This window comes from Galbibacter sp. L-19 (assembly GCF_056857615.1).
This window is the reverse complement of sequence record NZ_JBSXNL010000056.1, coordinates 15,167-28,135: the sequence shown is the minus strand read 5'-3', so window position 1 is coordinate 28,135 and position 12,969 is coordinate 15,167. Positions and strand designations below refer to the sequence as shown.

Here is a 12,969-nt window from a genome sequence, read left to right as displayed (position 1 = left end):
TAATTATGAACATATTACAAAGAACTGTAAAGACTTTTTTACTGAGTATTTTAATTATAATAAATACAGGAAGCATTTTTGGGATGAACAGTAACAAGTATTCCTTTCACAAAAATGGGATGCATCAGAGCCAATTAGAGCGTATTTTTTTTAATGCTGAAGTAGTAGATGGAGAAGCTTTTGTGAACTTACCTATTACCGCACTAAATAAACCATTTTTATGGATACGGTATGACAATGACTTTTTTAAACATCAGTTTAAACATGTTATTTTTTCAAAGCACAAAAACTATGTGTCTTTAGAGTTACCACCAATTCAATCTGAAACAGGTGTTATCATCCCAAATGAAGGAGCTAGTACTAAAAACATTATTCTTGGCAGATTTCCGATTTTGGAAAATGGGAAGGATACAACCCATCTTCGTTTTAATATAACTAATTTATTATTTGATGAAGTGTTATGGGATGATAAAAATGAACAAGTCCTAAAGCAAAATTCTTTTGTAGATAACATCAATATGTATAAGGATGAACTGGTTATCCAAACCACACTAACTGTTGCTAGTAATGGTAAGAGTACAATATTAAATATTGATTTTGGTTTTTATCAATTACCAAAGCCAATGCATCCAAGACTTTTTGATCATCGTATGGGATTTTTTACAGAAAATCTAAGTAGTCAAATCAACCATAATACTACAAGCAGCATTGGTAGTATTGTTAGATGGCGTCTAGAAAAGAAAGATCCGGAAAAAGCGATTAGTAATCCCATAAAGCCTATCACTTTTGTGCTTTCACCTAAAATTCCAAAAAAATGGAGACCCTTTATTAAAGCTGGGATATTAGAATGGGAACCTGCTTTTGAAGCTGCTGGTTTCAAAAATGCTTTGGTAATTAAAGAATTGTCAGATGGAAGTACCATTGAGAATAATATTCACACATCTGTTGTTAGATGGCTTACAGGGAATCATATCAGAGGAAAAGAGGACACAAGTGGCTCCACAGTGTCTACGGTTATCGACTGGAGGTCTGGTGAGATTTTAAAAGCCGATATTTTGATTAGAACCTCCGCTCAAAATCTTTCAGATAATTACTTTATCAGGTGTGCACCTTTAGATAAAAGAGCGCAGCAATATCCTTTTCCAGATGAATTAACAGGTGAACTTATACAATTTTTAGTTGCTCATGAAACTGGACATGCCTTTGGTATAAAAGATTCGAATTATGGAGAATACAGCTATCCTATTGATATGTTGAGAGATGAAGGATGGCTAAAAAGAATGGGGCATACAGCAAGTGTAATGAGTTACACTAGGCACAATAATGTGGCTCAACCAGAAGATAGTATTTCTGCTCCATTACTCATACAAAAAATAGGCCCCGCTGATATTTATACCATAAAGTGGGGATATTCAAAAATTCAGGGAACAAAGGAGCAAGAGATATTTTTTTTAGAAAACTTAATTAGACAACAGGATACAGTGCCCTGGTATCGTTACAATATTTCACGATATGAAGTTAGAGGTCCAGGAACCACAGATGAAGTAGTCGATAATACAAATCCTGTCCAAAGTGCGACATTGGCTTTAAAAAACATGGAAAGGGTTATAAAATTGTTGCCAAAGATTAATTGCAACAAGAAAGATAATGCGCTTACTCAGAGACTTTATGATAAGACATTAAATCTATGGTATAATCAAATGCGACAAGTCATGTCTCTTATTGGAGGGTATACCATACAATACAAATCTGGAGGACAACTAGGCAATATTTTTACACCAATTCCCAGAAAAAAACAAATACAGGCGATGGATTTTTTACTTAATAATGCCTTTGCTGTTTCTAATTGGATTTCTTCTCCCGAAGTAGTTGAACGGACAGGATATACGCTAAATAATGATAAAATTTCCGCTAAACAAACACTATTGTTATTGGAACTCATTGGAGCATATAGAATGAGTAGATTGGAGTATATGGAGCAAAGAGAGGTGTATAATGGTCTAACCGATGAGCTTTTACTAAAATTACAATCAGCTTTATTTTCAGAGTCTAATCACACCGATAAGGGGACTGATTTTCGAAAAATTGAAATGCAGGCAATTTATGTAGATAAGCTACTTTCCATAATTGAAGAAGATAGTTTGAACTCTAAATTCAACAAGACTCCCTATCATTACAACCAGACAGCTAAAGGAAGGTTTAAAAACCTCTTAAATCAACTAAGAATAAGCATTGAAGAAAGTTTAAAATATAATAACACTCCAATGGTGCATGGGCATTTGTCTCTGCTCTTGCAACAAATTAATGATAATTTAGATTAAAAAAATAAACTTTAAATATTTGTTTTTGATTAATAATGAGAATGTGTTTATAAAATATAAAGGTGCCTTAAAATTTGAGGCACCTTTATTTTACAACCTAAAATTTATTGATTGTTTTCTTCTTTGTACAATCGAATTTCTAAGTCTTCATCAGCAAAGACTTCGTATTGATCATCATAGATACAATATTCATCTCCCTCTGTTGGGCAATTAACGCCTCCTGGTACTTGTTGTACTCCAAAAGTTGGATGCAAATAATATCCCGTTGTTATAACATTTTCCGCCTCTGTGGCAAATGCTAATCCAATTGCAAATACGATTGCAGCAATTGGTAATACTGATTTTAAAACTTTAGTTTTCATAAGTTACATGATTTTAATATTATTCCTACTCTATTCAGGGTTTTCGGAATCCCCTATCTATCCGGATATTTTTATTTGTTTTTTTTAAGTTCTGTTCCTATGGCTATGATTAATAAAACGATGCAAAAAAGATTGAATATCAGATGCTCTTTCCAACTCAATTTACTGATGATTCCACCACATGAGCAAGGTATGTTGGTATTTAGATTTAGGACGATTATGATGTAAACTGAAAATATTACCATTAAGATTAAACTGGCATATATACCTGCTAAACGTAGTTTAGGTAGCAGTAGCATTATGGTAACACCAATCTCAATCATAGGAATAAGCCAAACCAATAGATTCGCATACCCACCTGCTATAGGAGCTTGGCTTAATTGACCTCTAAAATCCTGAAAAATTAAAAACTTACTCACTGCTGCATAAACAAATAGTAACACAAAAAGCATACTAATGATTTCCGTAATTAGTTTTGTATGTTTTTGATGCCATTTCATGCTATTTATATCTGTTTGATAATGAATAGTATAAAATTAATAAGGTAGATTGATCCCTCTTGGATAATAATTGGTCTGTAAGGGATTAATTATCTTTGGATGAGATACTTGTGATTAATCTTTGGTAGCTCTAAGTACTTTTGGGCGATATCCATAGCGAATATTAAATTCCCTTGAAAAATGGGTGGAATTTTTAAAGCCTACCATTTTAGCAATTTCTTTAAATGATTTATTAGAATGTTCAACGATAACATGGGCTTTTCTAAGACGTTCTTCTTTTAAAAACTGGAAAACGGTCATGCCGTATAATTCTTTAAATCCTCTTTTTAGTTTAAATTCATTGGTACCAAAGGTAAGCGCCATATCTTTTAAAGTGGGTAGATCTTCATCTAGGTGATTTTTAATGTGTTCGCCTATGGCTCTTATTTTTTCTATATCAATTTGCTGAAGGACGCTTTGTTTTCTTTTATGTTTTTTGGGAAGGTATAGTCGGCTTTGTATTTTATTTTGTGTTCTTTCCTCTATACATTTTCGTGTTTGTACCATATCAAAACTGGTGATGATGGTTTTATCTTTTAGGAAAGTATCACTTGTACAATGAATGACCCTACAAAAAGCAGGAAGCTCTAATCCCTTTTGTGTTTTAAAGGATAGTTTTATAGTGTGCTCAGTCTCTAAAGAAGTTTTTATAGCCTTTTCAATAATTTTCCATTTCTCTTTTGATTCAGTAGTGATTACAGTATCAAAGGTTTTTCCGATGAGGGTCTCATACTCAAAACCTAAAAATGAATAGCTAGCTTTATTGATTTCCTCAATGCAAAAATTACGGTCTAAAACTAATAGTATTTGCGTAGTAAGCACATAAGAATCGTGAAAATTCACATAGCCTTGATGTAAAAAGGAATCTTTAATTTCTTCTGTTACCATGTTAACTAGTGCAGCCAGCGCTTCCAAGTCATCTTTGTGCTCCGTTCGTTCGATACGGGTAGAAAAGTTACCTTTGGACACTTCTAACAATTGGAGGTATATTTTTTCTAAACGGATATTATCTTCATTGGTACACATAAGTAATAGTTTTTATTGTATAAGTATTGGAGGGCGCCTATTGGAAATGTTAGCTAATAAATATTCAATTTGTAATATATTTTATCGGCTACGATGGATATCCATGAAGAAACGATAATGCTTCCTTGGTATCATTACATATTTTGGCAGGGATGGGAGGTGTATTTCCTTGGATATAAATCTCCGAAAAGATACGAGATAAGGGGTTTTCACAGACTAAGGCTAAAGCCTTAATAAAAATAGCTCCTTCACTAGCAAGATATCGGCGGGCGTTTTTGTCTATACTTTTAACACCTCTTGTATCACATAAAATAGGATAGGTTTTTCCTTTTTGCAGCTGCAACCTATCAGTTACTATTTGTAGGGCAGCGGCTAGATCAATGTCTACATCCTCTTTGTATTTGAAATAGAGAATGCCCTTTTGAATCCAGAAGGATGCAAAATTATTTTCAATATTCATAATAACTGGTACTTGTTTAATCTCCCCAAATTAATAATTTTTTGACAAATAGTCATTTTAACTAATAGATACTGGGTAATATTAATCTGAAAAGGATTTTTATTGGTCTGTAAGGGATTATTTTAACTGTATAGCGGGATTTGATCGTTTGAACTTATGAATTTTAATTAGTTTAAAGTGTTGATTATTAATATGCTCCAATGTGATGCATTCGTTAAACTCATAAAATTTGTTTCTGTATGGCTAAAATTAAACGCAACAATTTTCTGGATACTGTCGATGAAGTATTCACTGACGCAACAAAACAAGGGGTACTTCATTTATATGCAGATGGGGACGTATTTACTGGAAGAAAAATAAGTATCAAGGAAAAGTTATTGTTCCATTTTGGAACTACCGGATATCTAGGACTGGAACAGGATCAGCGACTAAAGAAAGCTGCTGCTGAGGCTATTTTTCGATACGGTACGCAATTCCCGTTATCTAAAACTTATATATCGCATCCTTTGTATCGTAGCCTAGAGGAAAAGCTTGGTGAAATGTATGGGCATCCCGTGATTATCACTAAAAATAGTAGCTTGGGACATATCGGAGTTATTCCAAGTGCCGTTTCCGATCGCGATGCCATTATACTCGATCATCAAGTGCATTGGAGTGTACAAAGTGCGGCAAAAACTTTAAAGACACGGAGCGTTCCCATTGAGATGATTCGACATAATAATCTGAATATGTTGGAAGATAAGATTAAAAAGCTCTCCTCAAAGTACAAAAGAATATGGTACATGGCTGATGGTCTGTATTCCATGTATGGTGATGAAGCACCTGTATTGGAACTGATGGAGCTCAGCAATAAATATCCACAACTACACTTTTATTTTGATGATGTGCATGGAATGAGTTGGACAGGAAGAAACGGGACTGGGTTTATTATGAGTAAGCTTCATGAACTGCCGGAACATGTGCTTTTGTTTGGAACACTCAGTAAAACCTTTGGTGCCAGTGGTTCCGTATTGGTATGCTCCAATAAAAAAATGTACAGTAAGATTAAAACCTTTGGAGGACCGCTTACTTTTTCAGCTCAATTAGAACCAGCTTCTGTGGCAGCGGCAATTGCTTCTGCCGATATCCATCTTTCTCCTGAAATTTATACGCTTCAGCAAGAACTGTTAGAACGTATTAATTTTTTAAATACGGAATTAGCTAAAACTGATTTGCCCTTAATTAAAAGAAATGACTCTCCCGTTTTTTACATCGGTACAGGGATGCCCATTACAGGATATAATTTTGTAAACCGTTTAATGGGCGAAGGATTTTTTGTAAATCTTGGGATTTTTCCTGCCGTTCCTATTAAAAACACAGGGGTTAGAATTACCATTTCCAGACATAATGAAAAAGAAGAAATAAAAGCTTTGGTAGCAGCTATGGAATATCATTACCCCAAAGCGTTAGAAGCTACCTTTTCCTCAAATGATAGTGTTCGAAAAGCGTTTAATTTACCTAAAAGACAGTTAAAACATATTGTTGAAAATAAATCAGAGGGCGTAAGTGTTCAAGTGGAGCGTTGTATTGCAGCTATTGAAAAAGACGATTGGAATGCATTATTTGGAGATCGTGGGGTTTTTGATTGGGATGGGCTTCAGTTTCTAGAAACAACATTTTCAAACAATCAAAAGGCGGAAGAAAAATGGGATTTCTATTATTTCATTATTCGAGACCCACTAGGAAAGGTTATTTTGGCGACTTTCTTTACCTATGCTCTTTGGAAAGAAGATATGTTGGCACCTGCTTCAGTTTCAAAAGAAATTGAACGGATCAGATTAGACAAGCCATATCATATGACTTCCTATGTACTGAGCATGGGTTCGCTTTTTACAGAAGGGAAGCATCTATACCTGGATAACAATCATCCCTTGTGGCAAAATGCGATGCACCGCTTATTTAATGAGCTTGAAAAATTGGATGATACCCTAAATCCATCGATGCTTATATGTAGGGATTTTGATACCCTAGAAGTGCTTAACGAGTTTTTTCATAATCATGGTTTTTTTAAAGTGGCAATGCCAGAAGCTGGTATGATTAAAAACCTTAAATGGAATGGAGTCGAAAGCTACTTGAAGACCTTGTCATCAAAATCAAGAAGGCATTTTAAAAAGGATATAGCGCCTTTTGAATCCCATTTTAATATCGAAATCTTAAATAAGATTCTACCAAATCAAATAGATACATTCTATTCGCTTTTTGAAAATGTTAGAAGGAACAACCTTGGTTTAAATACCTTTGCCTTCCCTAAGCATATGTTGCAATATATGTCGGATATCAATGCGTGGGAATTTATTGTACTTACTTTGAAACCAACTTTTGTAGACCTTAAAAAAGAAATTCCCGTGGGGGTGATGTTTTGTTATAAAAATAGCGGGAACACCTATGTACCTGCTTTTGTGGGGATGGATTATACGTATGCGTTTAAGCATCAAGTGTATCGCCAATTACTCTTTCAAACGGTAAAAAGAGCAGGTGAAATAGGTTGTCAGATTATTGATTTTGGGTTGACCGCTGGTTTTGAAAAACGAAAAATTGGAGCCGACATCACAGAGAAAAGTGCCTACATACAAGCGAAGGATAATTTTTCCCTAGAGCTTATGGAAATGATGGAAACTAAAAAATAAATTTCACACAATACCTTTAGAAACATTACCCTAAGTAAGTAACAGGTTTCCTATTCCTCAAGGTATTTAAAGTTAAATACGGATGAATGGAAAATACAGACATGTAATTGATAAGTTTACTCATAAACTTGCTACTATACAGTCAGACAAAAGAATTTCCTTAAAAAAGTCAAATGAAGGGATTCATCTGTGCAATAATGCGCTGTATCTTTTAAAAGAGATTGTTGAGAAACATGGATTTGAACATGTAAAGGCAGAAATTCATTTTTTTAAAAAGATTAAGTCAGAACCACTGAGTTTTCTCGTGTATTTTAGTGAAGTCCGTTCCTGTGAACTTTTAATGCCTAAAATAGGTGTCAATAACCAATTGTCCTTTCTTAAAAAGAAGATTCGTCGCATCAATAAATTCTTCAACCGCAATTGGGATTTTGTGCATTATATGGAGCAAGAATTAACCTATTTGGACAAACAATACTTTACCCGTGAAAATCAAGAGTTCCCTGTGTATGCACTTCCTGAAGCTTGTTACCTCGACCCAAAATTTTTTACCTCAAAAGATATGCTTTGGGCGAGAGTAAAGGGAATGAATCATTTTATTGTTTATGTGAAAAGCTTAATAAAAGAAATAGAATTACAGAATAAAGAACAGCATTCGCAGCAACAGTTCGCCAAATCGCTTCAATGGACATCTTCCAAGGCAGCACTTACAGAACTTATTTATGCGCTGCATGCTATAAGAGCTATTAATAACGGAAAGGATGATATCAAATCCATAGCCACCAAATTTGAAATGCTATTTGATATTAATTTGGATAATCTGTATAAAACCTACTTCGAAATTAAAGCCAGAAAAGGAAGCAGGACGCGTTTTCTTGAAGAATTAGCTAAGCGATTCAATGAGAAGATGGAAAATGATGATAATTTTTCAGCTGAACATTAAAAAATATGTAAGAAAAGTATTCGTAATTACGATAAGGTTACGAACTAACAAATTTATTTGATTCATCATAAAATTTATACCCATTTAATGTCCTTAACCAAACAAGGGTATAACAAATCACTCCAAAATGCAGTAAAATTTAAAATGTTAAAATTGATTCGTAACTACGAAGGCATTACGAAATATTCCCATTTAAACTTTTGAAGTTTGCATTAAGAAAGTCAAATCGAAGATTCACGAACACCTATTTAATGAAATATTAAAGTTCGTGAGCTAAATCAATGAGGAGCCATCAAATTAGGTAATAGTAATGCGATGGTTCCTTTTTAAAAATCAATTTTATTATGCCAACAAGTATTATTACCACAGAAGATCTTTATGATTTTAAACTAGAATTGTTAGAAGATATCAAACAATTATTACAACCTCAAAACGGAAGCTCATCTAAAAAGTGGCTCAAATCGGCTGAAGTCATGAAGCTTCTAGGGATTTCACCTGGAACTTTGCAGAACATGAGAATTAACGGGACAATTCCCTATACCAAAGTAGGAGGTATTTTGTATTACGACTACCATGAAATTATGAATGTACTGGAGAATAATCGTGTGCATAATAAGTTATAATTGTGGTAGCGATCAATTATATCAAACACCTTAATGGTTTGTTCGAGCAATTTTCTAAAGATAACAGGCTTAATCCAACGCATGTTAGCTTGTATATAGCGCTTTTTCAATGCTGGAACAGCAACTACTTTCGGGAAGAATTTTATATCAACAGGGAAGAGGTGATGCATTTATCAAAAATAGGATCTACAGCCACCTATCACAAATGCATTAAAGAACTCAGTCATTGGAAATATCTGGTGTATATGCCATCACACAACCCATTCAAGGGGAGTAAAATTAAGATGTTCAATTTTGAATCAAGTACCGAACAAGCTCTAAACAACAGCTCTGTTAAAAATCAAACAAGTACTAAACAAGCACTGATACCTATAAACAAACATATACAAACTACAGAAAACATTAAAAACAAAAACAAACAGCAGGATTTTGATAAATCGAATTTTAATCCTTCTGAAAACGGCAAGAAACCTTTCGAACTTGTTCATTTTCGAGACAACTTAAAAACAACCTCTGAAAAGAATTACAATGAACCCTTATGAAACTCGACCATCCACATATCATCATAGAGGGCGGTGTGCAATTTTGTCTAGGTATGCCCAAAAAGGATTATGTCCAGTACGATTTTGATAAAATGCTGATTTATCTGGAAGCAAAGGGTAAGCTTATGTTCGGCAAGAAATTCAGAATTCATAATGAAGACCGTGATATACTATATAAACTTTGTTGTTATTTCATCAAAGATAAAGCAAGTTGTGATAAGTTTGAGATAGATATTAATAAAGGCATCCTACTTACGGGTCCGGTTGGTTGTGGTAAAACTTCCATGATGCGTTTGTTGAAACATATGGTACCACATTTTCGCCCTTATGAAGTTATTCCTACTAGGAATATTGTTTTTGGTTTCAATAATATAGGGTATAGAATTATTGAACAATATGGAGACCATCAGTTTTATTGCTTTGATGATTTGGGAGTCGAACCTACTGGCAGGTATTTTGGTAAAGATTGTAATGTGTTGGGTGAAATACTCCTATCCCGTTACGATCTTTTCTTAAAGCACAAATTAAAAACCCATGCAACAACCAATTTGAATGCAGATGAACTGGAAGAACGGTATGGTAAGCGAGTGCGTAGCCGAATGCGTGAACTATTTAATTTGATTGCTTTTAATAAAAAAAGCAATGACAAACGGGTATGATAGATTCAAACGTATTTTCAATAGTAAAACGATGAATGCCAAACTGGACTTATAAATACGTTCCATATTGAAATTTATTCTTAAAAGCCAAATTATTTGGAGCCCATTTGATACCAAAGATAGTTGGTTTATCAAATTTATTTTTAGGTAAGATCCGTTATCAATTTCCAAATTTCGGAAATAAAGAATTTTTATAGCTTTGAATATTAATCAGTGAGATACTCTTATTTTCAGTCAGTCTTTCTCAAATAAACGTCTAATTTTTCAAACGTTACCTTTCCATCCCAAAACCCCTTCCTCAACGATAACCAATACGTGGTTCAATGATTATGCTCCAGAACATCTGTTTAAGGATCGAGGCTTATAGTTATTGATGTTTGACAAACGCATCAAATATGATAGCCGAAAAAATAACATTCGAAGCACGTAACATTATATAAAAAATGCATCTAAAGGGAAAACAAAAACTTTTAGATATGAAAAAATTAATGATTTGCCTCAGCGTACTCTTGCTAAATTTTAGTCTTCAGCTATATTCCCAAGAAAGTTTTCAGGTAGAAATTAAGGGAAACGGACAGCCTATTTTTGTGTTTCCTGGGTTTACCTGTACTCCTAAAGTATTTGGAGAAATTATCAATACCTTATCAGAAAATTATGAAGTTCACGCCTTTACTTTTGCCGGGTTTGGAGGAGTACCACCCATTGATTTTCCCTGGCTGCCCAAAATCAAAGAAGATATTCAAAACTATGTAAAAACAAATGATCTACAAGATACAGTGCTATTAGGCCATAGTATGGGCGGCACTTTAGGTCTATGGCTCGCGACTGACAGCAATCAATTCGCTCAATTGATAATAATAGATGCCCTACCCGCTATGGGAGCTTTAATGATTCCCAATTATGACAGCGAAGCCATTACCTATGATACCCCTTACAACCAACAGATATTGAATATGGATTCGGAGGATTTTGAGAAAATGGCCGGTCAAATGGCTTCTAAAATGACTAACAACAAAGAAAAACAAACACAAATAACCCGTTGGATGGTAGAAAGTGATCGCAAGACCTATGTTTACGGATATACTGATCTATTAAAATTGGATTTAAGATCCGAATTGAATAAAATCAATATTCCAGTAACCATATTTGCTGCCACTCAACCTTATGGAAAAGAAGCTGTAGCATCAACTTATGGCAAACAATATAAAAATTTAAAAAATCATACTCTTATTTTCGCAGAAGGAGCCGGACATTTCGTAATGTATGATAAACCCCAGTGGCTTTTAGAACAAATTCAAAAAGCACTTAATACCAATGAATAAAGAAGAACAATTTCAAAATATTTACTATAAAAATTACCCGAATGTAATCAGGCTTTGCCTGGGATATGTAAACGGCAGGGAGGACCTGGCAAAAGATTTGGCTCAGGAAGTATTTATAAAAGTTTGGCAAAACCTGCAAAGTTTTCGGAACAATTCAAATATAAGCACTTGGATATACCGTATTACCGTAAATACCTGTTTGCAAGAACTGAGAAGAAAAAAAGTAAAACATTTAACATTAAATATTGCTGCTGATAAAACCATTAATCCCGATGAAAAGGAAGATCAGTTTATGGAAATGTACCGTTGCATTAATACACTTTCCTCGGATAATAAAACCATTATCCTGCTGGAGCTGGAAAATGTCCCGCAATTGGAAATTGCGCAAATTACAGGGATCAGTCATCAGGCAGTACGAACCCGCATCCATAGAATTAAAGAACAACTCTCAAAATGTGTAACATATGAAAAATTTTAATGACATAAAAAATCAGTGGGAAACACGAAACGTTCCGCCAACACCTGAAACAGAAATAGAAAATATCATAGAAAAATCAGCATATATCCTAAAAAAACAACGTACCAGTCAAATTGTTTTGGGTATTACCATTCTTATTCTGGTTTTGTTCTTTTTTTATATTTCAGCCTATAAAAATACACAGGCATTTTGGGGGCTTGGTATTATGATAGGAAGCTTAGCCATAAGGATAATACTGGAATATATTAGTATGCTAAAAAAAGGGAAGTTACCTGTTTACAAAGATATGAAAGCATTCAACAAAAAAATAATGGACTATTATCACATAAGGAAACGTATTCATTTTCTAATTACACCACTACTTTTTGCTACTTATATAGCTGGTTTTGTTTGGTTACTCCCTCTATTCAAGGCAAATTTATCATCGGGATTTTACACTTATATACTTTGGTCTGCTGTTTTTATATTTGTAGGCTTGGCAGTATTTATTGGCGTACAAATAAGAAAGGAACTGTTTATTTTAAAACAACTGAAAAATGATGAATAAATTTTTAAAAATCGTATTGGTAGCAAATGCATTGATAACCGTGGGTTTATTGGCCTATATAGTAAAGAATAATAACGTGGAAGTTGACCTGTCCAATGAAGTCCTAAAAGTTAGAGGGCTTGTCGTTACCGATTCTATAGGTATTGAAAGGGTAATTATAGGAACACACCTTCCTCCGGCACAATCATTTGGTTATAGGTTTTACAGGGGAGATAATTCAGGAGTGTCAGGCGTTATGCTTTACGACCACGAAGGACAAGAACGAGGAGGCTATGTAACCGATGATTCTTACGGAAATATTTTTTTAACACTTGATTCAAAAATATCCCAACGTGTATTGTTTATGGCAGAACCTCAAGGGGCATCTACACTGAAAATGTGGGGAAAAAATGGAAACCAAATAAACCTTGGCTCCTCTGATGATGGAACGTGGTTCGATGTTTCTGACAATGGAAAAAACCAAAGTTTAATAGAAAGCAATTAA

The 12,969-nt window shown here is 34.1% G+C and carries 14 protein-coding genes; 10 read left to right on the top strand and 4 right to left on the bottom strand.

The features are described from left to right. Positions 1 to 5: 5 nt before the first annotated feature. A complete protein-coding gene (locus tag AC13CQ_RS10470; protein ID WP_474507419.1) occupies positions 6 to 2,321 on the top strand; it encodes a zinc-dependent metalloprotease in 2,316 nt (771 codons plus the stop codon). A gap of 104 nt (positions 2,322 to 2,425) precedes the next feature. On the opposite strand, the gene AC13CQ_RS10465 is transcribed toward AC13CQ_RS10470, so the two are convergent. From AC13CQ_RS10465 to AC13CQ_RS10450, 4 genes are all read right to left on the bottom strand, one after another. Next, positions 2,426 to 2,683, bottom strand: a complete 258-nt coding sequence (locus AC13CQ_RS10465; protein WP_474507420.1) for a DUF6520 family protein — start codon at positions 2,681 to 2,683, stop codon at positions 2,426 to 2,428. Between the two features lie 71 nt (positions 2,684 to 2,754). Continuing rightward, a complete protein-coding gene (locus AC13CQ_RS10460) occupies positions 2,755 to 3,183 on the bottom strand; it encodes a MauE/DoxX family redox-associated membrane protein (RefSeq protein ID WP_474507421.1) in 429 nt (142 codons plus the stop codon). Positions 3,184 to 3,297: 114 nt separating this feature from the next. Continuing rightward, entirely contained in the window at positions 3,298 to 4,248 is a 951-nt protein-coding gene (locus tag AC13CQ_RS10455) for a helix-turn-helix transcriptional regulator (RefSeq protein ID WP_474507422.1), read from the bottom strand. A gap of 88 nt (positions 4,249 to 4,336) precedes the next feature. Continuing rightward, positions 4,337 to 4,708 (bottom strand): DUF7793 family protein, encoded by a 372-nt coding sequence (locus tag AC13CQ_RS10450; RefSeq protein ID WP_474507423.1) that lies wholly within the window; start codon positions 4,706 to 4,708, stop codon positions 4,337 to 4,339. Between the two features lie 239 nt (positions 4,709 to 4,947). Between AC13CQ_RS10450 and AC13CQ_RS10445 the strand changes: the two genes are divergently transcribed. From AC13CQ_RS10445 to AC13CQ_RS10405, 9 genes are all read left to right on the top strand, one after another. Further along, complete coding sequence (locus AC13CQ_RS10445) at positions 4,948 to 7,374, top strand: aminotransferase class I/II-fold pyridoxal phosphate-dependent enzyme (RefSeq protein ID WP_474507712.1); 2,427 nt, start codon at positions 4,948 to 4,950, stop codon at positions 7,372 to 7,374. An 82-nt stretch (positions 7,375 to 7,456) separates the two neighbouring features. Further along, a complete protein-coding gene (locus AC13CQ_RS10440) occupies positions 7,457 to 8,314 on the top strand; it encodes an RteC domain-containing protein (RefSeq protein WP_474507501.1) in 858 nt (285 codons plus the stop codon). 344 nt (positions 8,315 to 8,658) lie between these two features. Next, on the top strand, positions 8,659 to 8,937 hold the full coding sequence (locus AC13CQ_RS10435; RefSeq protein ID WP_474507500.1) for a helix-turn-helix domain-containing protein: 279 nt from the start codon (positions 8,659 to 8,661) through the stop codon (positions 8,935 to 8,937). A 2-nt stretch (positions 8,938 to 8,939) separates the two neighbouring features. Next, a complete protein-coding gene (locus AC13CQ_RS10430; protein ID WP_474507499.1) occupies positions 8,940 to 9,479 on the top strand; it encodes a hypothetical protein in 540 nt (179 codons plus the stop codon). Next, positions 9,476 to 10,138 carry an ATP-binding cassette domain-containing protein gene (locus AC13CQ_RS10425; protein ID WP_474507498.1) on the top strand — a complete coding sequence of 221 codons (663 nt, stop codon included), beginning with the start codon at positions 9,476 to 9,478 and terminating at the stop codon, positions 10,136 to 10,138. The genes AC13CQ_RS10430 and AC13CQ_RS10425 overlap by 4 nt, the downstream gene beginning before the upstream one ends. A gap of 476 nt (positions 10,139 to 10,614) precedes the next feature. Next, positions 10,615 to 11,460 (top strand): alpha/beta fold hydrolase, encoded by an 846-nt coding sequence (locus AC13CQ_RS10420; protein ID WP_474507497.1) that lies wholly within the window; start codon positions 10,615 to 10,617, stop codon positions 11,458 to 11,460. After that, positions 11,453 to 11,938 carry an RNA polymerase sigma factor gene (locus AC13CQ_RS10415; protein ID WP_474507496.1) on the top strand — a complete coding sequence of 162 codons (486 nt, stop codon included), beginning with the start codon at positions 11,453 to 11,455 and terminating at the stop codon, positions 11,936 to 11,938. Before AC13CQ_RS10420 ends, AC13CQ_RS10415 begins: the two co-directional genes overlap by 8 nt. After that, entirely contained in the window at positions 11,925 to 12,485 is a 561-nt protein-coding gene (locus tag AC13CQ_RS10410) for a hypothetical protein (protein ID WP_474507495.1), read from the top strand. The genes AC13CQ_RS10415 and AC13CQ_RS10410 overlap by 14 nt, the downstream gene beginning before the upstream one ends. Continuing rightward, the gene (locus tag AC13CQ_RS10405; RefSeq protein ID WP_474507494.1) at positions 12,475 to 12,969 is read left to right on the top strand and encodes a hypothetical protein; all 495 of its coding nucleotides are present in this window, start codon (positions 12,475 to 12,477) and stop codon (positions 12,967 to 12,969) included. Before AC13CQ_RS10410 ends, AC13CQ_RS10405 begins: the two co-directional genes overlap by 11 nt.